Consider the following 23,501-nt stretch of genomic DNA (forward strand, 5'->3'; position numbering starts at 1 on the left):
GCGCGTCACTCAATCGCCGAGTTCTTCGGTCGGCGAGACCTCGCGCTCCTCGTCGCGCAGGCGGTGCAGATGCGCGATGAAATAACGGGTATGGGCGTCGTCCACGGTGCGCTGCGCCTCGGCCTTCCAAGCGGAATAGGCGGTGGCGTAGTTCGGGAAGATACCGACGATGTGGATATCCTCGACATTCTTGAACTCGGTGCGGCCCGGATTGACCAGTTCGCCACCGAAAACGAGATGGAGACGTTGCGGATTGGGCTTGGACATGGAAACTCCTGTCGGGTGTTTTGCGGCGCGGACACTACGCCAGCCCCCGCGGGGTCACAAGGCGGGGACCGGGGCTGCACGTATCCGTTACCGTGCCAGGCCCAGCGATGCCAGATGTTCCGCACCGCGCCGCAGCCCGGCCTCGTCATTCACCTCGAGGATGAGACGCGGCATCTTCGGCAGCCGGGCGAGCGCGGCGAAGACCGAATGCCAGGCGATGGTTCCCTGGCCGGGGTGCCAGTGCCGGTCGCCATAGCCGTCGACATCCTGCACATGCACATGCTCGAGCGCCGCCCCGGCCGCATTCACGAAGGCATCGACGGGGGGCGCGCCGCAGCGGCGATGCATGAATTGCGCATGTCCGGTGTCGAGCGAGACCTTCACCGCCTTGCTCTTCATCGCCGCGGCCAGTTCGACCCGGAGCGAGGGCGTCAGATCCTCGACATTCTCGATCACCAGCGTCACGCCCAGCTCCTCGGCCCGCGCGATCACCGGGCTCAGCACGTAGCGCACCCGTTCGACCTGGATGAAGCCCGTCGCAGGGTTGGCCTGACGATCGGCTTCCTTCCACAGCGTGTAGGGCGAGTGGATCACCATCTGGTCGCCACCAAGCTCGGCGCAGATCTCGAGCGTGCGCAGCATCCGCGCGCGGATCACCTCGGCGATCTCGGGGTCGGCGCAGTCGATATTGAAGGAGGTGAAGGGCCCGTGCAGCCCGAGCCGCCCCTCGTAGCCGTCGAGCAGGTCCTTCGCGCGCGCGACCATCGCCTTGAGATCCGCGTCCGAGGAATTCGGCCAGCAGAAGCTCTGCAATTCGATATCGCGCTGATCGGCAAGGATCCAGTCGCGGTGATGGGCGAGCATGTCGAGGCTCAGCGCAGCGCCGAGCAGCGGTAGATCCTTGGCCATTGGAGGTCCTCCTCGTCTTGGATGCTCGCCGAAGCGGCGGGGCTTTTCAATCCCGGGGACGCGCTATATCGGAAGCCCATGAAACGCACGCTTCCCGAGACATACGACGCGCTCGTCGCCGAGGGCAAACTGAAACCGGATGCCGCGCAGCGCGCCGTCCTGCCGGTCCTCGAACGCATCCGCTCCGAGCTGGAGGCGGCGCCCGAGCTGCAAAAGAAGAAGGGGCTCTTCTCGCGCAAGCCCAAGCGCGTGGAGCCGGTGCGCGGGCTCTATTTCTGGGGCGGGGTCGGGCGCGGCAAGTCGATGCTGATGGACCTGTTCTACGCCCAGACCGACGTGCCCAAGCGCCGGGTGCATTTCCATGCCTTCATGCAGGAAATCCAGGGCAAGCTCGACGATGCGCGCCGGGCGAACACGCTCGATGCGATGCGTCCGGTGGCCGAGGAGGTGGCGGGGTCGCTGCGTCTTTTGTGCTTCGACGAGATGCAGATCTCCGACATCGCCGATGCGATGATCGTGGGCCGCCTCTTCGAGGCCCTGTTCGAGCGTGGCGTCACCATCGTGACCACGTCGAACCGGGTGCCCGAGGATCTCTACAAGAACGGGCTGAACCGGCAGCTTTTCCTGCCCTTCATCGCGCTCATCCGCGAGAAGCTGGAGGTTCACGAGATCGAATCCGAGACCGATTACCGCCAGCACCGTCTCGCCGGTCAGGAAGTCTATTTCACCCCGCATGGCCGCGATGCGCGCGCCAAGATGGACGCGCTCTGGGACGAGCTGACGGGGGGCGATCACAGCCATACGCTCGAGCTCACCGTGAAGGGGCGCAAGGTGGAGCTGCCGTATTTCCACGCCGGCGTGGGGCGGGCGAGTTTCTGGGATCTCTGCGCGGTGCCGCTGGGGCCGGCCGATTACCTCGCCATCGCCGAAGCGGTGCGGGTTCTTCTGGTCGACGACATCCCGCTTCTCTCGGCGTCGAACTTCAACGAGGCGAAGCGTTTCGTGACCCTCATCGACGCGCTCTACGAGGCGAAGGTGCGGCTGATCTGCTCGGCCGCCGACGAACCCGAGCGGCTCTATGTCGAGGGCGAGGGCACGTTCGAATTCGAACGCACCGCCAGCCGGCTGCGCGAGATGCAGGCAGCCGACTGGGCGGCGGAGGCCTAGGCCAGCATGTCGCGCAGGAGCGGCGCGACCTTGGTGCCGTAAAGCTCGATCGTTTTGCGCAGATGCGCGGGGTCCTGCGGGCCTCCACTATATTTCAGCGTGAAGCGCGACAGGCCCAGCGTCTTGACCGTACGCGCGATCTTGCGCGCGACGGTCTCGGGCCCGCCGACATAGAGCGAGCCGTGCTCGATCTCGCTCTCATAGGCCTCGCGGCGGAAGGGAGGCCAGCCGCGCTGGCGACCGATCGCGTCATGCATCCGCGCATAGCCTTCATAGAATTCCTCGCGCGCGATCTCGTCGGTCTCGGCGATATGGCCGGGTGAATGGACGCCGATCTTGCCGGGTTTCGTGCCCATCTGCTCATGCGCGCGATGGAAGAGATCGACATGCGGGCGGAACCGCGCGGAGTCCCCTCCGATGATCGCCAGCATCAGGTCCATCTGCATCGCCGCGGTCTCGACCACCGATTGCGGCGAACCGCCGACACCGCGCCAGATCTGCAGCGGCCGTTCCGGGCGGGGATGGACCGTCACGTTGCGCAGCTCGGTTCGGGTCTGGCCGGAAAAGCTGACCTTCTCCTGCGTTGCGAGCAGATGCAGGAGCTGCGATTTCTCGGAGAACAGAATTTCGTAATCGTTTAGATCCAGCCCGAAGAGCGGGAAGCTCTCGGTGAAGGAGCCGCGTCCGATCGTGATCTCCGCCCGGCCCGGCGCCAGCGCGTCGAGCGTCGCGAAGCGCTGGAAGACCCGGATCGGATCGTCGGAGGAGAGCACCGTGACCGAGGTGCCGGCCTTGATCCGCTCGGTGCGGGCGAGGATCGCGGAGAGGATCGGCTCGGGCGAGGAGATCGCGAAATCGGGCCGGTGATGTTCGCCAAGTCCGATATAGTCGAGGCCGACCTGCTCGGCCAACTCGCCCTCGGCCAGCGTGTCGCGGATCACCTCCGCCTGACTGCGCAGCCCGCTTTCGCCGCGGGTGATGTCGCCGAAAGTGTCAATTCCCAGCTCGAGTTGCATGAACGGCTCCCTTCCTGTTGCCCCGCAAGGTAGGCGCGATCCGGCGCCGGACCACCCTCGCGCCCGCACAGGAGGCGTGCGGGTCCGCAGGCTCAGCCGTTCTCCCGCAACACCCGCCCAGCGAGATAGAGCGAGCCGCAGATCAGGATCCGGGCATGCGGGTCCTGCGCGACGATTGCGGCAATCGCCGTGCCGACCGAGGCGGAGGCGCGCGCCTTCATGCCGAGATCGAGCGCGGCGGCGGCCGTCTCCTCGGCGCTCAGCGTGTTCGCCTCGCCCGGGATCGAGACCGCATGGAGTTGTTTCGCGTGCGGCGCGAGCGGGCGCAGGTAGCCCGCCACGTCCTTGGTGTTGAGCATCCCGCAGATGAGATGGGTGGGACGCTTGGGCAGCCGGTCGAGCGTCGCGGCAATCATCGCCCCGGCCGCAGGGTTGTGCCCGCCATCGAGCCAGAGCTCGGCTTCCGGCGCCTCCTCGACGAGCGGTCCGTGAAACAGGCGCTGCATCCGGGCGGGCCAGACCGCCTTGGTGACCGCGGCCTCGCAGGCGGCCTCGTCGAAGCCCAGATGCCGCAGCGCCGCGAGTGCCGCGCCCGCATTCTCGATCTGGTGCGGGCCGGGCAGGTTCGGCAGCGGCAGGTCGAGAAGCCCGGTCTCGTCCTGAAAGACCAGCCGCCCGCGTTCCTCCCAGACCTGCCAGTGCTGGCCGTGCACGAGCAGCGGCGCGCCGAGCCGTTCGGCCCGCGCCTCGATCACCTCGAGGGCGGCCTCCTGCTGCGGGCCGACGACACAGGGAATGCCGCGCTTGAGGATCCCCGCCTTCTCTCCGGCGATCTCGGGCAGCGTATCGCCCAGATATTGCTGATGGTCGATCGAGACCGGCGTGATGATCGTCAGCGCCGGGGCCTCGATCACGTTGGTCGCGTCGAGCCGTCCGCCCAGACCGACCTCGAGCAGTGTGAAATCGGCGGGCGTGCGGGCGAAGGCGAGCAGCGCCGCCGCGGTCGTCACCTCGAAGAAGGTGATGGGCTCGGCGCCATTCGCCGCCTCGACCTCGTCGAGAAGCGTCGCCAGCCCGGGTTCGGAGATCAGCTCTCCGGCCAGACGAATCCGTTCATGAAAACGCGCCAGATGCGGCGAGGTATAGGCATGCACGCGCTTGCCCGCCGCCTCGAGCCCCGCCCGGATCATCGCCTGGGTGGAGCCCTTCCCGTTCGTGCCCGCGATATGGATCACCGGCGGGAGGCTGCGTTCGGGATGACCGAGCGCCGCAAGCAGCCGCTCCATCCGGTCGAGCGAGAGGTCGATCACCTTCGGATGCAGCGCCATCAGCCGGTCGAGGATCTGGTCGGAGGCTTGGGTCATCGGGCGAGCTCGCGCAGGAGGGCTGCCGGGGAGGGGGCTCCGCCCCCGCGCGGACGCGCCCCCCGGGATATTGCGTCAGGGCCGAAGGATCAGGTCTTCGGCGTGGAGGCCGCGGCCGCTTGTGCCGGTTCTTCGGGCGCTTTCGCCTCGGTTTCCGGGTCGGGCTTGGGCAGGTCGCCTGCGACCGCGGGCGGCATGTTCAGCAGCATCCGCAGGATGGTGATCAGCTCCTCGCGCATCTTCACGCGGTGAGTCACCCGGTCGAGCATGCCGTGATCGAGCAGGTATTCCGCGCGCTGGAAACCCTCGGGGAGCTTCTCGCGGATCGTCTGTTCGATCACGCGGGGACCTGCGAAACAGATCAGCGCGTTGGGCTCGGCGATATGCACATCGCCCAGCATCGCATAGGAGGCCGTCACCCCGCCCGTGGTCGGGTGGGTGAGCACGACGATATAGGGCAGGCCCGCTTCCTTGAGCATCTGCACCGCGACGGTGGTGCGCGGCATCTGCATCAGCGACAGGATGCCTTCCTGCATCCGCGCGCCGCCCGCCGCCGAGAACAGCACCAGCGGGCGCTTGAGCTTCACCGCGCGCTCGGCCGCCGCGATGATCGCGTTGCCGACATACATGCCCATCGAGCCGCCCATGAAGGTGAAATCCTGCGCGGCCGCGACGATCGGCGTGCGCCCGATCTCGCCCTCGGCCACCAACATCGCCTCTTTCTCGCCGGTCGATTTCTGCGCCGCCTTCATCCGGTCGGGATAGCGTTTCTGATCCTTGAAATGCAGAGGATCCGAGATCGGCTCGGGCACCTTCACCTCGGAGAAGATGCCGCCATCGAACAGCGCCTCGAAGCGCCGGCGCGGCGTGATCGCGAGGTGATGGTCGCAATTCGTGCAGACATTGAGATTGTCGGACAGTTCCCGGTGGAACAGCATCGTGCCGCATTCGGGGCACTTCGTCCAAAGGTTCTCGGGCATCTCGCGGCGCGAGAACAGCGAGTTGATCCGCGGGCGGACGTAATTGGTGATCCAGTTCATCGGCAAGCCTCTCGGAGGGGCGGTGTTCGCATCCGCCTGAGATACGCCGCGGGGGCGGGAAATGCAATCAGACCCGCAGGACGAGCCGCACGAGCAGCCAGCTGATCACGATGCCGAACATGTCGGCGGCGAGCCACGGCGCGAGATCGGCGAAATCGCGGGTGTTGATCACGATCGTGTAGAGCGCCAGCCCGTCGAGCTGGCCGTAGAAACCGATCAGGAAGAGCGACCCGAAATTATTGACGAAATGCAGCGCCATCGCGGCGCCCAGATTTCCGGTGCGGGCAGTCAGATCGGCCGCCAGACAGCCATAGACGAAGGCCCAGAGCGCCGGCCAGAGCGCGTTGCCCCCATACTCGCCCGGCGCGAAATGGAGCGCGCCGAAGAGCGCCGAGGGGATCACCATCCAGATCCACGGGCTGGTCCAGCGCGCGGCGAGCTGCTGAAGCAGGTAGCCGCGAAAGAGCGCTTCCTCGGCCGCGATCTGCGCCATCAGGACGGGCAGGGCAATCGGCGCCCAGAACAGCGGGGTCGCGGGCGGGTTCGACCGGCCCGTATGCTCGCTCGGCAGCGCCAGGACGAAATGGAGACAGGCGAAGGCAAGCAGCACCGGCAGCACCTTCGCGAAGATCCGCACGCTGCCCGCGCCGAACAGGGTGGCGGCGGAGCGCCCGTGAAACCTGCGCGTGACGAAGAGCGTGGCAAGCAGGAGCGGCGCGAAGGTCGCGAGCAGCAGCGAGACGCCGCGCGGCGTGGAGCCGGTCGCGATTTCGCGCAACAATCCGAGCAGCGCGAAATCCGACATCGCCCGGGAGAGCACCACGAACAAAAGCCACCCCGAGGCGAGGTAGATCATCACGATCGCGCCGAGCCCGAGACCGGTACGCCAGAGCTCGGTCTGGGGTGCGGCCTGGGCGGCGAACCGGGCAAGCGGCGCATATGGCGCGGGCAGACGGCTCATGCAGCGCCCTCCGGAGGACGCCGGGGCTGGGTTCGTCGAGGCGAGGGCGAGGCTGAATTCATCGAACTGTCCGCAGGCTGTTCCTCCGTGATAGCGGCTGCGAACGCCTAGAGGCAACGGGCTTTACTTTCCCCCGACGCGAAAGGAAAAGGGGAGGCTTTCTTCGCATGGCGGGCGCCTTGATGTTCGAACTCCCCCTTGATCTCGTGCTTATGCTGGTCGGTGCGGCCTTCGCGGCGGGCTTCGTCGACTCGATCGCCGGCGGCGGCGGGTTGATCACCGTGCCCGCGCTTTTGCTTGCCGGCGCGCCGCCGGTTCAGGCGCTTTCGACCAACAAGGTCCAGGGGACCTTCGGCGCGGCGACTGCGGCGCTTTCCTATGCCGCCTCGGGCCGGGTCGATCTGCGCCGGCAGATCCCGGCCGCCGCGATCTCCTTTCTCGGCGGGCTCGCCGGGGCGTTTCTGGTGACGTCGATCCCGACCGGCCAGGTCGAGGGCGCGCTGCCCTTCATCCTGATCGCGATCGCGGTGTTTTTCGCATTGCGCCCCGGGCTCGACGATACCGATCGGACTCAGCGGATCTCGCCGCGGCTTTTCATGCTCGCCGTCGTGCCGCTGATCGGCTTCTATGACGGGCTGGTCGGGCCGGGCACGGGGGCCTTCTTCATGATCGGTTTCGTGACGCTCGCGGGCTATGGGGTGCTGAAGGCGACGGCGCATACGAAGCTGTTGAACTTCGCCTCCAATATCGGCGGGCTTGCCGGATTCATGCTGGTGGGCGCGCCTTGGTGGGGCGTGGGTATCGCGATGGGTCTGGCGCAGATGGCGGGGGCGCGTCTGGGATCGCGGCTGGCGATGCGGATCGGCGCGCGGCTGATCAAGCCGCTTCTGGTGACGACCTCGACCCTGCTCGCGCTCAAGCTGATCTGGGAGAAGTTCTAGCCCTCGGCCTGCGCGAGGATCGCCGCGAGCCGGGCGAAGCTGCCCGCGATGCCCTCGGCCTCCGCCTGTGCGATGAACCCGTCAAGCTGGGGCCAGACCTGCAGCGCGGCATCGACGAGCGGGTCGGAGCCCGCGGCATAGAGCCCCGCCTGGATCATCATCTCGGCCCGGTCATAGGCCCCGAGCAGGGCCCGGGCGCGCGAGATGAGCCGGTTTTCTTCCGCGCTTGCGGCACCGGGCAGCGAGCGCGACACCGAGCGAAGGAGATTGATCGCAGGGAAGCGCCCGCGCTCGGCGATCTCGCGCTCCATCACCACATGGCCGTCGAGTACGCCGCGCAGGATATCGGCCACGGGTTCGTCCATGTCCGAGCCTGCGACGAGGACCGAAAACACCGCCGTAATGTCGCCCGCGCCCTCCAGGCCCGGCCCGGCCCGCTCGCCCAGTGCCATGATCTGATGCGCGGTGGAGGGCGGAAAGCCCCGCAGGCTCGCAGGTTCGTCGCCCGCCAGCGCCACCTCGCGATGCGCCTCCGCGAAGCGGGTCACGGAATCGGCGAGAAAGAGCACATGGTGCCCCTGATCGCGGAAATGCTCGGCCACCGTCATCGCAGCCCAGGCGCAGCGGCGGCGGATCAGCGGGGATTGATCGGAGGTCGCGGCGACGATCACCGCGCGCGCCCTTCCCTCCGGTCCGAGAACCTGTTCGACGAAGTCCCGCAATTCGCGCCCGCGCTCGCCGATCAGGGCGATCACGACGATATCGGCACTGATCCCGCGCGCGAGGCTGCCCAGGAGCGAGGATTTCCCGACACCCGATCCCGCGAAGAGCCCGATCCGCTGCCCGCGCACGAGCGGCAGAAGCGTGTTGAAGACGGCAAGCCCCGTCTCGAGGCGCGTCCCCAGGCGTTTGCGCCGCGCAGCCTCGGGGGGCGGCGCACGCAAGGGGTGCTCGACCGGGCCGCGCGCGAGGGGCCGTCCGTCGAGCGCGCGTCCGAACGGGTCGACGACGCGGCCCACCCAGCTGTCATCGGGGGCGATCCCGCAGGGACCGAGCAGCTCGACCTCGTCGCCGATCGCCACGCCGTCCGCCGCGTCGTCGGGCAGGAGCGCCACCGAACCGCGCGCGAGCGACAGCACCTCCGCGGTGAGCGCCTCTCTCCCACGGCAATGCAGGCGCGCACGGTCCCCGAGCGCCGCCGTCTGTTCGAGGCCCGTCACCTCGATCACGCCGCGGCGCACGCCGATGACCCGGCCGACCGGATGGGCCGGGCCGAGGTCGCGCATCTGCGCGCGCAGGTGGGTGAAAGCGGCGACGGACATGCAGGCTCTCCGGTGTTCTCGAAACGTTTTCTAAATGATTCGCTCTTAAGGCTTGGTTGATCGCTCGGAGGAGAAGCCCCGATGTTCGAAAAACTCGAGATCCTGCAAATGGCCAGTGCGATGGCCTCCCATGCCGCGGCCCGCCAGGCCGTCGTCTCTCAGAATATCGCCAATGCCGATACGCCCGGCTATGCCGCGCGCGAGCTGCCGAAATTCTCAGAGCTTTACCGGAGCGAAGCAGCCGCCCCCCTCCGTGCCACCCGCGCGGGCCATGTGGGCGGCGGTGAAACCATCCGCGCCACCGCATCCCCCCGCACCGATCCCGGCGCCACCTCGCCCGACGGCAACGCCGTCTCGCTCGAGGAAGAGATGGTCAAGGCGGTCGAGGTCCGGCGCCAGCACGATCTCGCGCTGGCGATATACCGCTCCTCGCTGACGGTGCTGCGCAGCGCGATCGGGAGGGGCTGAGGATGTCCGATTTTTCCGATGCGTTTTCGGTCTCGGCCTCGGGCATGCGCGCCCAGGCGATGCGGCTGCGTCACGTCTCCGAGAATATCGCCAATGCCGACACCCCCGGCTATCACCGCAAGACCCGCGCCTTCGAGGAGGTGCTGGAGGGTGGCGACACCTCGGGCCGGGTTCAGCTCGGACCCGTGCAGCTCGACCGGCGCGAACTGACCCGAATCTACGATCCCGGCCACCCGATGGCCGATGAGACCGGCTACTACGACGGCTCGAATGTCGATCTGGTGGTCGAGATCGCTGACGCGCGCGAAGCGCAGCGCAGCTACGAGGCGAACCTGAAAATGTTCGATCAGGCGCGGCAAATGTCGTCGGCGCTGCTCGATCTGCTTCGCCGTTAGGACAGGGGAAATCCAGAATGGATGTGAAAACCTCTCTCGCAACGCAAAGCTATGCCCAGGCCCGCGCCGCGGCGGCCCCCAAGTCGCAAGCGGCCGGGCAGGGCGGTCTGGCGGGTCAGGCCGCGGGCGCCTTTGCCGAAACACTCCGCGCGGGCGAGGAGACCGCAAAATCCGCGATGGCCGGAGGGGCCGATCCGCATGCGCTCGTCGAGGCGCTCGCCCAGACCGAACTGGCCGTCGAGACTGCGGTGACGCTGCGCAACAAGGTCGTCGAGGCCTATCAGGAAATTCTCAGGATGCCGGTCTGATGCAAGATGCGATCTTCTTCGACACGCTCCGGCAGGGGCTCTGGATCGCGGTGATGATCGCCGCGCCGCTGCTGTCGGTCGCGCTCATCGCCGGGGTCGCGATCGGGCTCTTTCAGGCGCTGACCTCGGTGCAGGAGATGACGCTCACCTTCGTTCCCAAGGTCGGCGCGATGCTGATCGTCTTCTGGGTGTCGATGTCCTTCATGTCCGAAACGCTCGTCGATTTCTTCACCCGGTCGCTCGTGCCGATGATCGCGGGGTTCTGAGCCATGGATAACGCGGTCTATTCCACGCTCGCGCGCCAATCCGGCCTAATGCAAGAGATGCGCGCGGTCGCCAACAACATCGCCAATGTCTCGACCACCGGGTTCCGGCGCGAGGGCGTGATTTTCGCCGAATATGTCGCCGGGCTCGCCGGCGCGGAGCCGTCGCTGTCGATGGCCCATGCGAGGGGCCGCCATGTCGATCTCTCGCAAGGCGGGCTCACCCGGACCGGCAGCGCGTTCGATTTCGCGATCGAGGGCGCGGGCTTCTTCCAGATCGAGACGCCGCAGGGCAACCAGCTCACGCGGGCGGGCAGTTTCATACCCTCGCCGGAGGGCGAGCTTCTGACGCCGGACGGCTACCGTCTGCTCGACCCCGGGGGCACGCCCGTCACGCTGCCTTCGGGCGTGAGCGAGGTCGCGCTGGCTGCCGATGGCACACTCTCGGCCGGCGGTAATCCGATCGCGCAGGTCGGCGTCTTCGCCCCCGCCGATCCGAACGAGTTGCACCATGTCGGCGGCACGCGCTTTGACGCGCCCGGCGGCGCCGATCCGGTCGAGGGGGCGGTCCTGATGCAGGGTTATCTCGAGGAGAGCAATGTCGATCCCATCTCCGAGATCGCCCGCATGATCGAGGTCCAGCGCGCCTACGAGCTGGGCCAGACCTTCCTCGACCGAGAGGACGAACGGATCCGCGGCGTCATCCAGGCGCTCGGACGATAACGGGAGAAACCCATGCGTGCCCTTCAAATCGCCGCCACCGGGATGAGCGCCCAGCAGATGCGGGTCGAGGTGATCTCGAACAATCTCGCGAACATGTCCACCACCGGCTACAACGCGCGCCGTGCCGAATTCGCGGATCTGCACTATCAGCAGATGACGCGCCCCGGCACGATCAACGCGACCGACGGCACCACGATCCCGGCCGGTGTCCAGCTCGGTCTCGGGGTGCGCCCGACCGCCGTGACGGTGAACCTCTCCCAGGGCTCGCTCTCGGCCACCGGCGGCGATCTCGATCTGGCGATAGACGGGGCCGGATATCTCGAAGTGACGCTGCCCTCGGGCATCTCCGCCTATACCCGCGACGGCGGGCTCAAACGGACCGGAGAAGGCCAGATCGTGACCTCCGACGGCTACCCGGTCGTGCCCGACATCACCATCCCCGAGGATGCCCGGGCCGTCGCGATCAATGCCGATGGCGAGGTCTATGCCTATTTCGCCGATCAGGTGCAGCCGCAGCTTCTGGGCCAGTTCACGCTGGCGGGGTTCACCAACGAAAAAGGGCTCGAGGCGATGGGGTCGAACCTGTTTCTCGAAACCGGCGCGTCGGGCCCGCCCAATGTCAGCACGCCGGGCCAGAACGGGCTCGGGACGGTGCGCCAGGGCTATCTGGAGGAAAGCTCGGTCGATCCGGTGCGCGAGATCACCGAACTGATCAAGGCGCAGCGGGGCTATGAGCTCAACGCCAAGGTCATCACCGCGGCCGACCAGATGCTCGGCGCGACCACGCAGGTGCGCTGATGCGGTGGCTTTTCGCGCTCGCGCTGATTGCGGCGCCCGGGCTCGCTCCGGCCGATATTCTCGTCGCCAAGCGCACCTTGCGCGCGCAGACGGTGATCGCGCCCGGCGATGTCGCGCTCGCGGAGGGCGAGGGGCCGGGCATCGCGACGCATCTCGAAGAGGCGATCGGGTTCGAGACCCGCGCGGTGATCTATGCCGGCCGGCCGATCCGGCGCGACGCTCTGGGCGCGCCCGCGCTCGTCGAACGCAATCAGTCGATCGCGCTCGTCTATCGCCGCGGCGGGCTCGAGATCCGGACCGAGGGCCGGGCCCTGCAGCGCGCCGGCGCGGGCGAGGTGATCCGGGTGATGAATTCCGCATCCAGGGCAATCGTCAGCGCGCGGCTCGCCGCGGACGGCACCGCCCAAGTCACGCAATGAGGATCCGTACATGAAATCTCCCGTGATGATCCTGAGCCTGAGCGCGCTTCTCGCCTGCGGACGGCTCGAGCAGGTCGGCAAGGCACCCGGTTTCACGCCCGTCGAGGCCGGCAACGAATTCTTCGCCATGTCCGCGGCTCCCCTGCCCGCCACGACCGAACAGCGCGCGCCCACGCGCGAGGCCTCGCTCTGGTCGGGCGCGCGGAACTCGCTTCTGGGCGACCGGCGGGCCGCGGCGCGCGGCGATATCCTCACCGTGGTGATCGAGATCGACGACAAGGCCGAGATCTCGAACTCGACGGGGCGTTCGCGCAACGGGTCCGACAGCATGGGGCTGCCCTCGATGTTCGGCATCCCCCAGCGGCTCGACCAGCACCTCCCCGACGGCGCCTCGATGGCCGAGGCCTATGCCACCAAATCCGCCTCCTCCTATCAGGGCGACGGGCAGGTTTCGCGCAAGGAGAAGCTCACCCTGCGCATCGCCGCCACCATCACCGAGACGCTGCCCAATGGCGTGTTGCGGATCCAGGGCAGCCAGGAGGTGCGGGTGAATTACGAGGTGCGCGAGCTGATCGTGACGGGCTTCGTGCGCCCCGAGGATGTCAGCCGCCAGAACGAGATCACCTATGACAAGGTCGCGGGCGCGCGGATTTCCTACGGCGGGCGCGGGCAGATCTCCGATGTGCAGCAACCGCGCTATGGCCAGCAGGTCGCCGATATCCTGCTTCCGTTCTGAGGTGGTGCGATGCTGGGCAAGATCCTTCCGCTGATCCTGGCGCTGATCGGTCTCGGGGCCGGGGGCGCGGCGGGCTATTTCCTGCGCCCCCCGCCCGCCCCGGAGGAGGAGATCGCCGAATGCGCGCCGCCCAAGGCCGAGGAGCCCGCGCATGGGGACGCTGCAGAAGACGAGGCGACCACCTCGGAATTCGTCAAGCTCAACAACCAGTTCATCGTGCCGATCGTGGATGAGGGCCGGGTCTCCGCCCTGGTGATCCTGTCGCTCAACATCGAGGTGCGCGTGGGCGAGACCGAATCCGTCTATCGCGCCGAACCGAAGCTGCGCGACGGCTTCCTTCAGGTTCTTTTCGATCACGCCAATGTCGGCGGGTTCGACGGGCTCTTCACCGGCACCGCGAATATGGACCTGTTGCGCCGGGCGCTGACGGAAACCGCGCGTGATATCCTGGGCCCGAGCGTCATTGCGGTTCTGGTTTCCGACATCGTGCGCCAGGACGGCTGACCCGGCTCAGCGGCGCCTGGGTTCCTCTCGCGCCGCGAGCTTTTCGAGCACGTCGTGACGCCCGACCGCGCGGGCAGCCTCGGCTTGGCACCCGGCAACTTCCTTCTTCAAGGCGGCGCGGTCTGCGAGCGTGGCGCTCCGCTGCGTGGCCAGCGCGTCGAGAAACCGGTCCGTCATCACGCCTGCCCCCGGATCACCCGCAAGCGCGACGCGGGCTGCGTGGGCCTGCGCTTCGAGCGCCTCGATCCGCGCGGTGGCCACGGCCTCTCGTGCGCGCAGCGCGGCAAGCTCCGCCAGCGCGGCCTCGCGCTGCATCCGTGCGAGCTCCAAAAGCCCACGCAGCCGCGCCGCCCGCCGGGTCATTGACCGCGCGCCCTGGCGCGCTTGCGCATCTGCTCGGCAAACCGGATCGCCGCGGCGACGGGTTTGTAATGCTCGGGCCGGATCTCCTCTCCGATCTCGATCGTCGCGAAGAGGGCGCGCGCGGTCGGAGGATCGGAGTGGAGCGGCACGCCGTTCTCCGCTGCGATCTCGCGCATCCGCGCCGCGATCGCGTCGACCCCCTTGGCCAGGCAGACCGGCGCCCCCCCCGCCGCGCGATCCCATTTGAGCGCGACCGCGTAGTGGGTCGGGTTCACGATCACCACATCGGCCTTGGCGGTCTCCTGAACCGATTGCCCCATCGCGATCTCCATCCCGCGCTGGCGCCGCTGCGCCTTGAGATGCGGGTCGCCCTCGGATTGCTTCATCTCGTCGGTGAGTTCCTTGCGGGTCATCCGGTTGCGGCGCAGGAACTCGGCGCGCTGCCAGAGATAGTCCACCGCGCCGATCATGGCCGCGAGCGCCGTCACGATCAGCAGGAATTCGACGATCATCTGAAACAGCGCCCGGGTGACCTGCACCGGTTCGAGACGCTGCACGAGCAGGATCACGTCGAGCCGCCGCGCCAGGTAGATCCCGAGAACGAGGGCGATCACCAGCAGTTTCGTCGTGCTCTTGAGGAATTCGAAGAGCCCGCCCCGGCCGAATTTCTTTCCCGCATTGGCGATCGGGTCGATCCGGTCGAGTTTGAGCTGGATCTTGTCGGGGGCGAAGACGATCGCGCGCTGGGCCCAGTAGGCGAGAAGGGCCGCGATCAGAGGCAGCAGCAGAAAGGGCAGCGCCGGCAGCAAAAGCCCCGCGACGAGCCCCGCAGCCGTTGCCGTCCCTCCCGCGAGAAGGCTCTGCGCCAGGCTGTCGGCCTGATCGAGCGCGACCATCGCCTGCCGCCCGAACCTGGCGAGGCTTTGTGCGCCAAGACCGATGATCGCGATCAGGAACGCGCCATAGACCGCGGCGACGGCGATCTCGGTAGAGCGCACGAGATCGCCTTTCTGCCGCGCCTGTTCGAGCTTGTGCGGGGTGGGTTCGAGTTCCTTTTCGCCTGCTTCCTCGCTCATGGTCCGCCCCCGAACGGATCCCCTAGGAAGGCGATCACGGTGGCGCGCCAGATCGAGATCGCGCCGGGCGCGGCGATGGCGAGGAGGATCAAACCGCCCGCGGTCAGCGCGGGCGCCCCCACGAAGGCCACCATCAGCTGCGGCATCGCGCGATTGATGGCGCCGAGCGCGACGTTGTAGATCAGACCGGTGACGACGAAGGGCGCGGCGAGCGAGAAGGCCAGCGCGAAGCCGCGCGCGATTCCCTCGACGCCCCAATCTCGCAATGCGCTCGCATCGGGGAGATGCCCGGCCGGGAGCGCGTCATAGGAGCCGAGCAGGAACTGGGCGAGGTAGAGCGGAAATCCAAGGCTCATCAGCAGCGCGACGCCCGCGACCAGCAGCAGGTTTCCGATCGCGGGTTGCGGCTCTGCGCCAGTGCCGCCGAGCAGTTGCGACAGCGACGTGGCCTGGGCCGCGAGGGTCCCCGCGATCTGCAGGGCGAAGACCAGCGCGCGCAGACCGAGCCCGAGCGCGAGGCCGATGGCGAGTTCCGAGACAATCCAGAGCGGCGGCCCCGCCCGCGTGGCAAGCGGCGCGAGCCTTTCGCCCGCCGCGGGCAGCAGCACAAGCGTCAGACCGAGCGCGATTGCCGTTTTGAGGCGCGCGGGCAGGCTGGTCTCGCCGAAACCCGGCGCAAGCCCGACCACGCCGCCCACCCGCAACAGCAAGGCGAATCCCAGCAGCAGCTGGCTTTGCGTCACTTCGAGAAGGGTTGCGAGAAGATCGGTCATGCCGCGACGACGCCGACCATAGCCGGCTTGGCCTCGAGCCCGATTTCCTCATAACTCAGCACCGGCGCGCTGAGCCCCTTCGCGCTCATCACCGTGCGAAGGAATCGCCGTCTGCGCCCGGAGGCGACGAGGGCCGGGAAGACGCCCGATTGCCCGGCGCTCGCGAGCCGATCGGAGATATTGGCGGCGAGGCGGTTGAACAGGTCCGGCGGCAGCGCGACATCCCCGCTCTCGCCGCCGATCGTGTGGCTGCCGAAGCGCTCCTCCCAATCGGGCGCGAGCTGGATCAGGGGGAGCGTGCCGTCCTCGCGGCGCAGTTCCGCGACCAGTTGGAAGCCGAGCCGCTGGCGCACATGTTCGCAGATCGCTTCCGGCGAGCCGAGATGGCGCCCCTCGGCGATCGCCTCGATGATCAGCAGCAGGTTGCGGATCGAGACCCGCTCCTCGAGCAGCAGGCGCAACACCGCCAGCAACAGGTCGACGGGCACCTTGTCGGGGATCAGCTCGTCGAGCACGCGGCGATTGGCCTCGGCGCGGGCGGGATCGGACAGGTTGGCGACCTCCGCGAGCAGCCGGCGCAGCGCGCGCAGCGTCATCAGCCTCCCGAAATTCGCCTTGATCACCTCGAGCAGATGGGTCGCGAGAACTTCCGTCGGGCCGACCACGGTCGATCCCGCCAGCGCGGCCTCTTCCTGCTGCGCGCTGGGGATCCAGAGCGCGGGCGCGTTGAAGACCGGCTCGCGCACCTCGGTTCCCTCGGGCAGGAAGTCGCGATTGTCGGCGATCAGGGCGAGCACGCGGTCGGGCATCAGCCGGTCGCGTGCCTGCTCCACCCCCTGGATACGGATACGGTACTGGCCGGGGCCGATCGTGGCGTCGTCGGTCAGCCGGATTTCGGGCAGGATCAGACCGTAACTCGCCGCGACGTGATTGCGCATATTGGCGATGCGCGAATCGAGCCCGGTCGCGGGATCGAGGGCCATCGCCACGAGGTCGGGGGCGAATTCGACATGGATATCGTCGATATCGAGCACGTCGCCCATCGATTTGCGCGCCGGCCGCGTGTCGGGGGCGGGCATCTTCATCGCCTCGCGCCGAGCCCGGGCCCGGGCCGCACGCTCCAGCAGGAAGGCGCAGCCCCCCAGCAGCGCCGCGCCCATCATGAACGGCACGAAGGGCAGGCCCGGGACCAGCCCGAACAGCGCCATCAGAACGGCGACCGTGGTGAGCGCGGGCGGGTAGCGGCCGAGCTGGCGGAACAGCTCGAAATCGGCCGAGCCCTTCGCGCCTCCGCGAGACAGCAGGATCGCGGCGGCGATCGAGATGATCACTGCGGGAAACTGGCTGACCAGACCGTCGCCCACGGTCAGGATCGAATAGGTTTCCAGCGCACGGTCGAGCGGCATGCCATGCACGACCGTGCCGATGATGAGCCCCACCACGAGGTTGAGAAGCGTGATCAGAAGCCCCGCCACGGCGTCGCCCTTGACGAATTTCGACGCGCCGTCGAGCGAGCCGAAAAAGGTGGTCTCGGCCTGTTCGCGTTCGCGGCGTTCGCGCGCCTCGGCATGGTCGATGGCACCGGCATTCATGTCGCTGTCGATCGCGAGCTGCTTGCCCGGCATCGCGTCGAGCGCAAAGCGCGCGCCCACCTCCGCCATCCGGCCCGCGCCTTTCGTGATGACGATGAAATTGACGATCAGGATCACGCAGAACACGACGAGCCCGATCAGGACCGACCCGCTCATGATGAATTGCGCGAAGCCCTCGATGACGCCGCCCGCCGCGCCTGTCCCGGTATGGCCCTGGCCGATGATCAGCTTCGTCGAGGTGACGTTGAGCGAGAGCCGCAGCATCAGCGAGGCGAGCAGGATCGTGGGAAAGGCCGAGAAATCGAGCGGCCGTTCGATGAAGAGGGTGACGGTGAAGATCAGGATGGCGAGCGCGAAGGAGCTTGCGAGACCGACATCGAGCACCCAGGCGGGCACCGGCAGGATCATCATCGCGATCACCGCCATCAGCGCGAGCGAGAGCAGGATCGTCGGCTGGAAGATCCGCCGGGCAAGAGGCGCTTGCATCACGAGCCATCCCGCTTGGAGAGGGCGGCGGCGAAAAGCGAAGCGCCGGCAGCAGCGCCGAGCGGTGGCGCGGGGCCGCCTCCCTTGAGGAGCGGATAGCCGTTGCTGCGCTCCTTCCGGGGCGCGCTCGCGGCAGGCGGGCCGACGATATCGGGGATGTCGGGAATCGCCGCGGACGTCTGCGCCGTCGCGGCGAGCGCGATATCCTGTTCTCCGGCGGGCGCGGGCAAGCGGCCAGCCTGCGCGCCGAGCTTCGTCAGAAACCGCTCGAACCGCTGGGCGTATCGGTCCGCGAGCGCGCGCGTTCGGGAATGGTAGGCCCCTGCGGCGCGGCTCCAGTCACCGGTCTCGTGGTAGAGTTCCGTCAGGAAGCGCGCGGCATAGCGCGCGTTCACGAGCGGGTCGAACATCTCGTCGATCGAGGCGAAATGCCTGCCATGCCATTTGTAGTTGATCTGGAAGCAGCCGAGATCGAAGCTTCGCGCGCCCCGCTTGAACTCCTTGAAGACGTAGCGCAGCGCCTCGTCGCGGGTGTCGAACCAGTGGCCCTTTCCCTCCATGTTCACCGTCCAGGGCCAGGTTCGAAAGGCGTTCCCCTGCTTGCGCCCCGTTTCGTTGAGCGAGATCGCCTTGAGCACCGGGGCGGGAATGCCCGCTTCGGCGGCGACGCGTTCGGCGACGCGGTCGCACAGCTCGAGAGTCTCGGTTCCGCGGGCAAGGGCGAGACAGGTGAAAAGCACCTGAAACACGACAGCGAGGAGCAGAAGCCGCCCGGATGAGGCCATGGGTTTTCCCTTTGCATCGCAATTCTTGCGTAACCAGAGCTAGGCGTGAAACCTTGAGATTCGGTTGCCTTGCGAACGAAGACGGATCGAATTCGGGCCGTTTCCCGCGTGTCGTCACGACCCGAGTCGATCGAGCAGCTCGCGCAGCGTCTCGCGTTCGGTGCGGCTGGTATCGAGAAGGTGTCTTGCGCGGGTGACCGGGCCGGCATGGTCGCTTGCCGGCTTGTCCGGTGTCGCGAAAATCTCGGTGAAGCGGGCGACGGCCGGATCGGAATTTTCGTTCGGCGCAATCCATGCCCCCGCTCGGCGCGATTCCTCGCGCGCGCGCACCTCGTCTGCGGCTTCGAGAAAGGCATCGCGGGCGCGAGCGTGCTGCCCGAGCCGCGCGAACGCCTCGGCCCGCAGGGTCAGGGCGATATCGTCGTCGAGCCCCTGCAAATGGGCCAGCGCTGCGGAAGGGTCCCGGTTCGCCTGCGCGGCGCGTGCGAGCAGGCGCCGATCCTCATCCCCGATGTCGGGCGCATGTTCGATCAGCTGCACCGCGCGGTCGGCCAGTCCGAGATCAAGCAGGCGTCCTGCCAGCGCGCTTCGGAGGGACGGGTCGGCGACCGCGATCTCGATGCGGTCGCGATAGGCGAACACCGTTCGCAAAAAGAGCGCGTCGTCGGGATGGACCGACAGGAGCGCGACGAGCCGGTCCGCCGTGTCGCGTGTTTCGGCCGCATCGGGATCGATCGCGGCGTCGCGCAGATGGGCGAATCCCTTGTCGAACTCGCCCGAAGATCCATAGCCGAGTGCGGCCGCACGCAGCAGATCGGCGGCCTGCGGATCGCCGGCCAGCTCGAAGGCGAGTTCCTCGGCGCTGGCGATGAGATCCCGCTCCACCACCTCCTGCGCGGTGAGCCGCTGTTCGATCAGGAGCAGGAGCGTGTCGACGGATTCGGGTCTTCGGGCGTCGACGACATCGCGCAACGTCTCGCGCATCTCGGGCGCGGCGGGATCTAAAGCGACGCGGGCCGCCACGAGGTCGAGCGCCTCGTGGTCCTCGCCGGTGATGCGCGCGAGCTGCGGCTGGAGCGAGCGGGCGACATCCGCGGCCCCGAGGACGAGCAGCTTTTCGACGAGGCGCGGGCCGATCGCCTGACGCAGTGGCGGAGGCAGTGCGCCATAACCGCGCTGGATCGCCGCGAAATTCACCTCCGGTTTCTCGGGCAACGGATCGGCTCCGAGCAGCGCCCAGAGCGCGACCGGACCATCACAGGGGGTCAGCCTCACCTCGGACATCGCGGCTGCGGTCGCGTCGTCATCGAGGATCGCGGCCAGATAGGCCAGTGTGTCGCGCTGAGCATCCGGTTCGGCCATGTCCTGCAGCACCGCGCGTGCCTCGGCGCCGAAGCCGAAGGCGAGATAGGTGCGCGCAAGGTCCAGAACCTTGTCCTGCCGGGGGGTGTCGAACTCGCCCAGCAGGCCCTGCCGCGCCTCCGCCAGATGGGCGGGCATGGAGCGGCCGTCCATCCAGGGGCCGAAATCCAGCAGGGCATCGGGCGGACATTCGCGATCTCCGGTGCCGGCCGAGCTTGCAAGGTTGTCCTGATCGCGATCGATGGCGGTGAGCGAACGAAAGGGGATGTGATCGGGAGGGGCCGAGGCCGAGGCCGTCTGACCGTCGGGCACGGGCGAAATCTCCGCCTCATGCGCTTGTCGCGAAGGCCCTTTTCCCTCCGCCGCAGCCGCGCCCCGGTCCACTTCGACCAATCCCTGGGCGGCGGCGCGTGCCAGTTGCGCGAGCAGAGCTGCCTCGACTTCCGCGACACGCGGGTCGGGCGTGTCCACTTCCGGAAGGCTCAGGGGGGTATCCGCGGTCTCGTGCCGGGGAAAAGGCTGGGCCAGCAGTTGAGGCTGATCGCGGGCGCCATGACCGAGCGGGGCGAGATCGCGCCAGAACAGGTCGAAATCCGCGGGCGGTTCTTCAGGACCGGGAAGGGCCGGGCCGGGCGGGGGAGGGCGCGCGGGCGTGGGCTGAACGGCCTCGGGCTCGACCGTCTTGAGGTCGCGGCGGGGGCGCGGCAGAGGTGCGGTGCGAAAGTCGATGACCAGGCGGTTGTCATGCAGCAGAACGGCCTCCGCCCGGATCGCGACGGCCGTGCGGAAAAGAAGCCCCCCCTCTTTGGCGGGATCTACCGCGAGGAGGCGGGTCTTCGGGATTCGCTCGAAGATGCCGCCGATCCGGAAATCCGCCTCCCTGGCGCTGGTGCTCAGAAGATATCCCTCTGGAGTGCGCGCGAGTGACCAGTCCGTGCCTGCGGGAAGCGGTAAGACAAGACGCGAGAACCCCGCATGTTCGCCGGAGCGTATCGTGATCGGAGCCGCGAGCGCCGGCGCGGCGAGCAGGGTCAGAAAAAGGGCGAGCCGCGCGATCATGCGGGCTCCGATTTCACCGATTTGAGTGCTTCTTCGAGGGCGGCGAAACTCGGGCGGATATGGTGAGGGGTATTCTGCCGCCCGACCTCGATGCAGATATTGGTCGCATGATTGTGCAGATTGGCCACCAGAACTTCCCGGATCAGCTTGTAGAACTGACTGTCCTCGTCGATCACCGCCTTCATCCGCGAGGCGAAGGGGGCGATGAACCCGTAGGAGAGGAACACGCCGAGAAACGTCCCGACCAGCGCGCCGCCGATCATCTTGCCGAGGATTTCTGGCGGCTGGTCGATCGAGCCCATCGTCTTGATCACGCCCAGCACTGCGGCGACGATCCCGAGCGCGGGCATCGCATCCGCGACCGATTGCATGGCATGGCTCGAATGCATCGCGTGCTGGTAATTGGCCTCCAGCTGCTTGTCGATCACCTCCTCCACCTGCATCGGATCGTCGTAATTCATCGAGGCCGAGCGCATGGTGTCGCAGATGATGTCGACCGCGGCGTGATCGGCGAGGATCTTGGGATATTTTCCGAAGATGGTGGAGCTTTCGGGGGCCTCGATATGCTCCTCGATCGCCACCGGGTTCTGCCGGGCGAGGCGGATCAGCTCGAACAGCAGGCATAGCAGATCGCGGTAATCGTCGGGTTTCCATTTCGGCCCCTTGAAGACCTTTCCGACATCCTTGAGCGTGTGCTTGATCGAGGCCATGTCGTTTGCCAGAACGAACGCGCCTGTCGCCGCGCCCCCGATCATGATCATCTCGAAGGGCAGGGATTTGAGGATGATCCCCATCTTGCCCCCGGCTGCCATATAGCCGCCGAACACCATCGCGAAGATGATGACGATTCCGATGATGCCGATCATGAAGCCCTCTTGGATGGTCGCGCTCGAGCTTGCGCGATTCTGCTTAAGAAAAGGCCAACAGGATCAGTCGCTCGGGGCGGCGGCGTTGCGCCCCGCCATCAGCACGCTGATCGTGTAGGCGATCTTCGGATCAAGGCTTTCCATCACCGCGGCCGCGGCGTCGGGGCGCATCCGGCCGAGGAAACCGGCGGCGAATTCGGGGGCCATTTCGGCAAAGAGCGGCGCCGCCTGCTTGGGCTTCATGTTTTCGTAAAGGGCGACAAGCCGCGCCACATCCTCTTCCGCGGCGCGATCGGCTATGGCGACGGTCCGCGCCAGTTCCTGCTCCGCGGCGACGAGATCCTTCAACCGCGCCCCGAGCCGTTTCTCCGCCAGAACCTGTGCGCTTCGGCGGTCGTTCAAGAGATCTTCCTGTTCGATGAGCCGGGCCTCGCGTTTGCGCAGATCCTCGAGCAGCGCCATCACGCCCGGTTCTGCGACGCATTCGCTTGCGGGTCCGGGCGCGGCGGGCTTGGCCTCCGTGGCCCGAGCGCTCGCGCCGATCTCGACCGCGCGCAGCCCGCCCGAGAGGAGAAAGAGGCCGGCGATGATCCACAGGGCGCCACGCCCGAGCCGAAACCGCCTCTTGCGGTGGGGGGCGCCGCCCCGGCTCATTCCGCCGCCTCCATCGGCGCGGGCCTGGGCCGCCGGCGCAGGCCGCGACGGCGCGGTTCGCCCGCCTCGGGAAGATCATGGAGCGAGGCCAGCAGCAATTCGAGCTTCTCCGCCCCCTGCTCGGCGCGTTCGGTGAGTGTGCGCAGCTCGCGTTCGGAGCCGGAGGCCGTGGCCTGCGCCCTTTCGAGCGCGCGTGTCATGTCATCGACCTGGGCCGAGAGCACCGCGATCGCCCCGCCCATCCCGTTTTCAAGCTGATTGAAGCGCTTCAGCCGCCGCGCCAGCACGAAGCAATAGGCGGCGGCGGCGAGCGCGGCAGCGACGAGCACGAAATCTGCGGCAAACTGCATCCCGGCCTCCGTCAGTTCAGAACGAATTCGATGATGAGGAGGTCGCGCACGCGCCCATCCCCCGCGACCAGTCGGATCCGCCGCAGCATCTGTGCCCGCAGCCGCATCATCGCGGTCGGCTCCTCGAGCAGGTGCACATCGACTGCCCGCAGATAGCCGTTGAGCACATCCATCACCCGCGGCTTGAGATGCTCGACATCCGCCTCATAGGCCTTGGGCACTTCGAGTTGGGCGACGAAGCGCAGATGCCGCGCCCCCGCATCCTTGAGCGAGATCGTCAGCGGCTCGAGCGGGACATAGGCGATATCGGGCAGCGGATCGGCCTCATGCGCGTCATGACCGCTCGCCGCATCTTCCTTCGCTGCATGCGGCAGAACCTTGCCCGAATAGACCGCATAGAACCCGCCGCCGCCGAGCAGAAGCATCAGCACCACGCCGATCAGGAACGGCAGTTTCGATTTCTTCGGTTGCGGCGCCTCCGCGCCCGCATCTTCCGCGACAGCCATGGTCTCACCGGTTTCTTCCGTCGAGACC

Annotated in this window: 28 protein-coding genes; 11 read left to right on the forward strand and 17 right to left on the reverse strand. The window is 67.5% G+C overall.

Going from position 1 to position 23,501, the window contains the following annotated elements:
- Window positions 1-9 precede the first annotated feature (9 nt).
- Window positions 10-267 carry a DUF4170 domain-containing protein gene (locus tag DW2_RS10965; RefSeq protein ID WP_038146433.1) on the reverse strand — a complete coding sequence of 86 codons (258 nt, stop codon included), beginning with the start codon at window positions 265-267 and terminating at the stop codon, window positions 10-12.
- Between the two features lie 87 nt (window positions 268-354).
- Window positions 355-1,176 (reverse strand): sugar phosphate isomerase/epimerase family protein, encoded by an 822-nt coding sequence (locus DW2_RS10970; RefSeq protein ID WP_038146439.1) that lies wholly within the window; start codon window positions 1,174-1,176, stop codon window positions 355-357.
- A gap of 78 nt (window positions 1,177-1,254) precedes the next feature.
- On the opposite strand from DW2_RS10970, the gene zapE reads away from it, so the two are divergent.
- Window positions 1,255-2,343, forward strand: coding sequence for a cell division protein ZapE (zapE, locus tag DW2_RS10975; protein ID WP_038146728.1), 1,089 nt, complete (start codon window positions 1,255-1,257; stop codon window positions 2,341-2,343).
- Here zapE and DW2_RS10980 read toward each other — a convergent pair.
- From DW2_RS10980 to DW2_RS10995, 4 genes are all read right to left on the reverse strand, one after another.
- A complete protein-coding gene (locus tag DW2_RS10980) occupies window positions 2,340-3,359 on the reverse strand; it encodes an LLM class flavin-dependent oxidoreductase (RefSeq protein ID WP_038146442.1) in 1,020 nt (339 codons plus the stop codon). The genes zapE and DW2_RS10980 overlap by 4 nt on opposite strands.
- Before the next feature lie 92 nt (window positions 3,360-3,451).
- The gene (locus DW2_RS10985; protein WP_038146444.1) at window positions 3,452-4,723 is read right to left on the reverse strand and encodes a bifunctional folylpolyglutamate synthase/dihydrofolate synthase; all 1,272 of its coding nucleotides are present in this window, start codon (window positions 4,721-4,723) and stop codon (window positions 3,452-3,454) included.
- 89 nt (window positions 4,724-4,812) lie between these two features.
- Entirely contained in the window at window positions 4,813-5,763 is a 951-nt protein-coding gene (gene accD / locus DW2_RS10990; RefSeq protein ID WP_038146446.1) for an acetyl-CoA carboxylase, carboxyltransferase subunit beta, read from the reverse strand.
- Between the two features lie 67 nt (window positions 5,764-5,830).
- Complete coding sequence (locus DW2_RS10995; protein WP_038146448.1) at window positions 5,831-6,724, reverse strand: CPBP family intramembrane glutamic endopeptidase; 894 nt, start codon at window positions 6,722-6,724, stop codon at window positions 5,831-5,833.
- A gap of 182 nt (window positions 6,725-6,906) precedes the next feature.
- On the opposite strand from DW2_RS10995, the gene DW2_RS11000 reads away from it, so the two are divergent.
- Window positions 6,907-7,665, forward strand: a complete 759-nt coding sequence (locus DW2_RS11000; protein WP_038146730.1) for a TSUP family transporter — start codon at window positions 6,907-6,909, stop codon at window positions 7,663-7,665.
- Here the strand turns inward: DW2_RS11000 and DW2_RS11005 are convergent.
- Window positions 7,662-8,987 carry a FliI/YscN family ATPase gene (locus DW2_RS11005; RefSeq protein WP_038146449.1) on the reverse strand — a complete coding sequence of 442 codons (1,326 nt, stop codon included), beginning with the start codon at window positions 8,985-8,987 and terminating at the stop codon, window positions 7,662-7,664. The genes DW2_RS11000 and DW2_RS11005 overlap by 4 nt on opposite strands.
- Window positions 8,988-9,068: 81 nt before the next feature.
- Between DW2_RS11005 and DW2_RS11010 the strand changes: the two genes are divergently transcribed.
- From DW2_RS11010 to DW2_RS11050, 9 genes are read left to right on the forward strand one after another with little or no spacing between them, the layout of a single operon-like run.
- Entirely contained in the window at window positions 9,069-9,455 is a 387-nt protein-coding gene (locus DW2_RS11010) for a FlgB family protein (RefSeq protein WP_038146451.1), read from the forward strand.
- Between the two features lie 2 nt (window positions 9,456-9,457).
- Window positions 9,458-9,850 (forward strand): flagellar basal body rod protein FlgC, encoded by a 393-nt coding sequence (gene flgC, locus DW2_RS11015; RefSeq protein WP_038146452.1) that lies wholly within the window; start codon window positions 9,458-9,460, stop codon window positions 9,848-9,850.
- Window positions 9,851-9,867: 17 nt separating this feature from the next.
- A complete protein-coding gene (fliE, locus tag DW2_RS11020; protein ID WP_038146454.1) occupies window positions 9,868-10,158 on the forward strand; it encodes a flagellar hook-basal body complex protein FliE in 291 nt (96 codons plus the stop codon).
- On the forward strand, window positions 10,158-10,424 hold the full coding sequence (locus tag DW2_RS11025) for a flagellar biosynthetic protein FliQ (protein WP_038146455.1): 267 nt from the start codon (window positions 10,158-10,160) through the stop codon (window positions 10,422-10,424). The genes fliE and DW2_RS11025 overlap by 1 nt, the downstream gene beginning before the upstream one ends.
- A 3-nt stretch (window positions 10,425-10,427) precedes the next feature.
- On the forward strand, window positions 10,428-11,144 hold the full coding sequence (locus tag DW2_RS11030; RefSeq protein WP_038146457.1) for a flagellar hook-basal body complex protein: 717 nt from the start codon (window positions 10,428-10,430) through the stop codon (window positions 11,142-11,144).
- Window positions 11,145-11,156: 12 nt separating this feature from the next.
- Window positions 11,157-11,942 carry a flagellar basal-body rod protein FlgG gene (gene flgG, locus DW2_RS11035; protein ID WP_038146459.1) on the forward strand — a complete coding sequence of 262 codons (786 nt, stop codon included), beginning with the start codon at window positions 11,157-11,159 and terminating at the stop codon, window positions 11,940-11,942.
- Window positions 11,942-12,361, forward strand: a complete 420-nt coding sequence (gene flgA / locus DW2_RS11040) for a flagellar basal body P-ring formation chaperone FlgA (protein WP_038146460.1) — start codon at window positions 11,942-11,944, stop codon at window positions 12,359-12,361. Before flgG ends, flgA begins: the two co-directional genes overlap by 1 nt.
- A 10-nt stretch (window positions 12,362-12,371) precedes the next feature.
- A complete protein-coding gene (gene flgH, locus DW2_RS11045) occupies window positions 12,372-13,097 on the forward strand; it encodes a flagellar basal body L-ring protein FlgH (RefSeq protein ID WP_038146461.1) in 726 nt (241 codons plus the stop codon).
- A gap of 9 nt (window positions 13,098-13,106) precedes the next feature.
- Window positions 13,107-13,601, forward strand: a complete 495-nt coding sequence (locus DW2_RS11050) for a flagellar basal body-associated FliL family protein (protein ID WP_038146463.1) — start codon at window positions 13,107-13,109, stop codon at window positions 13,599-13,601.
- Window positions 13,602-13,607: 6 nt separating this feature from the next.
- Here DW2_RS11050 and DW2_RS11055 read toward each other — a convergent pair whose 3' ends face one another.
- The 10 genes from DW2_RS11055 to DW2_RS11100 all read right to left on the reverse strand — a co-directional run bounded on the left by DW2_RS11055 (window position 13,608) and on the right by DW2_RS11100 (window position 23,473).
- Window positions 13,608-13,964, reverse strand: a complete 357-nt coding sequence (locus DW2_RS11055; protein ID WP_038146464.1) for a hypothetical protein — start codon at window positions 13,962-13,964, stop codon at window positions 13,608-13,610.
- Window positions 13,961-15,040, reverse strand: coding sequence for an EscU/YscU/HrcU family type III secretion system export apparatus switch protein (locus DW2_RS11060; RefSeq protein WP_038146465.1), 1,080 nt, complete (start codon window positions 15,038-15,040; stop codon window positions 13,961-13,963). The genes DW2_RS11055 and DW2_RS11060 overlap by 4 nt, the downstream gene beginning before the upstream one ends.
- Entirely contained in the window at window positions 15,037-15,813 is a 777-nt protein-coding gene (locus tag DW2_RS11065; protein ID WP_038146466.1) for a flagellar biosynthetic protein FliR, read from the reverse strand. Before DW2_RS11065 ends, DW2_RS11060 begins: the two co-directional genes overlap by 4 nt.
- The gene (gene flhA / locus DW2_RS11070) at window positions 15,810-17,891 is read right to left on the reverse strand and encodes a flagellar biosynthesis protein FlhA (RefSeq protein ID WP_038146468.1); all 2,082 of its coding nucleotides are present in this window, start codon (window positions 17,889-17,891) and stop codon (window positions 15,810-15,812) included. Before flhA ends, DW2_RS11065 begins: the two co-directional genes overlap by 4 nt.
- On the reverse strand, window positions 17,891-18,676 hold the full coding sequence (locus DW2_RS20305) for a transglycosylase SLT domain-containing protein (protein ID WP_038146469.1): 786 nt from the start codon (window positions 18,674-18,676) through the stop codon (window positions 17,891-17,893). Before DW2_RS20305 ends, flhA begins: the two co-directional genes overlap by 1 nt.
- Before the next feature lie 114 nt (window positions 18,677-18,790).
- Entirely contained in the window at window positions 18,791-21,097 is a 2,307-nt protein-coding gene (locus DW2_RS11080; protein WP_038146471.1) for a hypothetical protein, read from the reverse strand.
- Entirely contained in the window at window positions 21,094-21,963 is an 870-nt protein-coding gene (gene motA, locus DW2_RS11085) for a flagellar motor stator protein MotA (RefSeq protein ID WP_038146473.1), read from the reverse strand. Before motA ends, DW2_RS11080 begins: the two co-directional genes overlap by 4 nt.
- A 63-nt stretch (window positions 21,964-22,026) precedes the next feature.
- Window positions 22,027-22,617 (reverse strand): MotE family protein, encoded by a 591-nt coding sequence (locus DW2_RS11090; protein WP_038146475.1) that lies wholly within the window; start codon window positions 22,615-22,617, stop codon window positions 22,027-22,029.
- Complete coding sequence (locus DW2_RS11095; protein WP_038146478.1) at window positions 22,614-22,967, reverse strand: hypothetical protein; 354 nt, start codon at window positions 22,965-22,967, stop codon at window positions 22,614-22,616. The genes DW2_RS11090 and DW2_RS11095 overlap by 4 nt, the downstream gene beginning before the upstream one ends.
- 11 nt (window positions 22,968-22,978) lie before the next feature.
- Entirely contained in the window at window positions 22,979-23,473 is a 495-nt protein-coding gene (locus DW2_RS11100) for a flagellar basal body-associated FliL family protein (protein WP_038146479.1), read from the reverse strand.
- Window positions 23,474-23,501 lie beyond the last annotated feature (28 nt).

The sequence above is a fragment of the Thioclava atlantica genome, assembly GCF_000737065.1.
Taxonomy (GTDB): domain Bacteria; phylum Pseudomonadota; class Alphaproteobacteria; order Rhodobacterales; family Rhodobacteraceae; genus Thioclava; species Thioclava atlantica.

What these genes read in the sequence shown, in the direction of transcription:
- DW2_RS10965 (WP_038146433.1), bottom strand. Translation starts at nt 267, where the DNA reads ATGTCCAAGCCCAATCCGCAACGTCTCCATCTCGTTTTCGGTGGCGAA.
- DW2_RS10970 (WP_038146439.1), bottom strand. Translation starts at nt 1,176, where the DNA reads ATGGCCAAGGATCTACCGCTGCTCGGCGCTGCGCTGAGCCTCGACATG.
- zapE (WP_038146728.1), top strand. Translation starts at nt 1,255, where the DNA reads ATGAAACGCACGCTTCCCGAGACATACGACGCGCTCGTCGCCGAGGGC.
- DW2_RS10980 (WP_038146442.1), bottom strand. Translation starts at nt 3,359, where the DNA reads ATGCAACTCGAGCTGGGAATTGACACTTTCGGCGACATCACCCGCGGC.
- DW2_RS10985 (WP_038146444.1), bottom strand. Translation starts at nt 4,723, where the DNA reads ATGACCCAAGCCTCCGACCAGATCCTCGACCGGCTGATGGCGCTGCAT.
- accD (WP_038146446.1), bottom strand. Translation starts at nt 5,763, where the DNA reads ATGAACTGGATCACCAATTACGTCCGCCCGCGGATCAACTCGCTGTTC.
- DW2_RS10995 (WP_038146448.1), bottom strand. Translation starts at nt 6,724, where the DNA reads ATGAGCCGTCTGCCCGCGCCATATGCGCCGCTTGCCCGGTTCGCCGCC.
- DW2_RS11000 (WP_038146730.1), top strand. Translation starts at nt 6,907, where the DNA reads ATGTTCGAACTCCCCCTTGATCTCGTGCTTATGCTGGTCGGTGCGGCC.
- DW2_RS11005 (WP_038146449.1), bottom strand. Translation starts at nt 8,987, where the DNA reads ATGTCCGTCGCCGCTTTCACCCACCTGCGCGCGCAGATGCGCGACCTC.
- DW2_RS11010 (WP_038146451.1), top strand. Translation starts at nt 9,069, where the DNA reads ATGTTCGAAAAACTCGAGATCCTGCAAATGGCCAGTGCGATGGCCTCC.
- flgC (WP_038146452.1), top strand. Translation starts at nt 9,458, where the DNA reads ATGTCCGATTTTTCCGATGCGTTTTCGGTCTCGGCCTCGGGCATGCGC.
- fliE (WP_038146454.1), top strand. Translation starts at nt 9,868, where the DNA reads ATGGATGTGAAAACCTCTCTCGCAACGCAAAGCTATGCCCAGGCCCGC.
- DW2_RS11025 (WP_038146455.1), top strand. Translation starts at nt 10,158, where the DNA reads ATGCAAGATGCGATCTTCTTCGACACGCTCCGGCAGGGGCTCTGGATC.
- DW2_RS11030 (WP_038146457.1), top strand. Translation starts at nt 10,428, where the DNA reads ATGGATAACGCGGTCTATTCCACGCTCGCGCGCCAATCCGGCCTAATG.
- flgG (WP_038146459.1), top strand. Translation starts at nt 11,157, where the DNA reads ATGCGTGCCCTTCAAATCGCCGCCACCGGGATGAGCGCCCAGCAGATG.
- flgA (WP_038146460.1), top strand. Translation starts at nt 11,942, where the DNA reads ATGCGGTGGCTTTTCGCGCTCGCGCTGATTGCGGCGCCCGGGCTCGCT.
- flgH (WP_038146461.1), top strand. Translation starts at nt 12,372, where the DNA reads ATGAAATCTCCCGTGATGATCCTGAGCCTGAGCGCGCTTCTCGCCTGC.
- DW2_RS11050 (WP_038146463.1), top strand. Translation starts at nt 13,107, where the DNA reads ATGCTGGGCAAGATCCTTCCGCTGATCCTGGCGCTGATCGGTCTCGGG.
- DW2_RS11055 (WP_038146464.1), bottom strand. Translation starts at nt 13,964, where the DNA reads ATGACCCGGCGGGCGGCGCGGCTGCGTGGGCTTTTGGAGCTCGCACGG.
- DW2_RS11060 (WP_038146465.1), bottom strand. Translation starts at nt 15,040, where the DNA reads ATGAGCGAGGAAGCAGGCGAAAAGGAACTCGAACCCACCCCGCACAAG.
- DW2_RS11065 (WP_038146466.1), bottom strand. Translation starts at nt 15,813, where the DNA reads ATGACCGATCTTCTCGCAACCCTTCTCGAAGTGACGCAAAGCCAGCTG.
- flhA (WP_038146468.1), bottom strand. Translation starts at nt 17,891, where the DNA reads ATGCAAGCGCCTCTTGCCCGGCGGATCTTCCAGCCGACGATCCTGCTC.
- DW2_RS20305 (WP_038146469.1), bottom strand. Translation starts at nt 18,676, where the DNA reads ATGGCCTCATCCGGGCGGCTTCTGCTCCTCGCTGTCGTGTTTCAGGTG.
- DW2_RS11080 (WP_038146471.1), bottom strand. Translation starts at nt 21,097, where the DNA reads ATGATCGCGCGGCTCGCCCTTTTTCTGACCCTGCTCGCCGCGCCGGCG.
- motA (WP_038146473.1), bottom strand. Translation starts at nt 21,963, where the DNA reads ATGATCGGCATCATCGGAATCGTCATCATCTTCGCGATGGTGTTCGGC.
- DW2_RS11090 (WP_038146475.1), bottom strand. Translation starts at nt 22,617, where the DNA reads ATGAGCCGGGGCGGCGCCCCCCACCGCAAGAGGCGGTTTCGGCTCGGG.
- DW2_RS11095 (WP_038146478.1), bottom strand. Translation starts at nt 22,967, where the DNA reads ATGCAGTTTGCCGCAGATTTCGTGCTCGTCGCTGCCGCGCTCGCCGCC.
- DW2_RS11100 (WP_038146479.1), bottom strand. Translation starts at nt 23,473, where the DNA reads ATGGCTGTCGCGGAAGATGCGGGCGCGGAGGCGCCGCAACCGAAGAAA.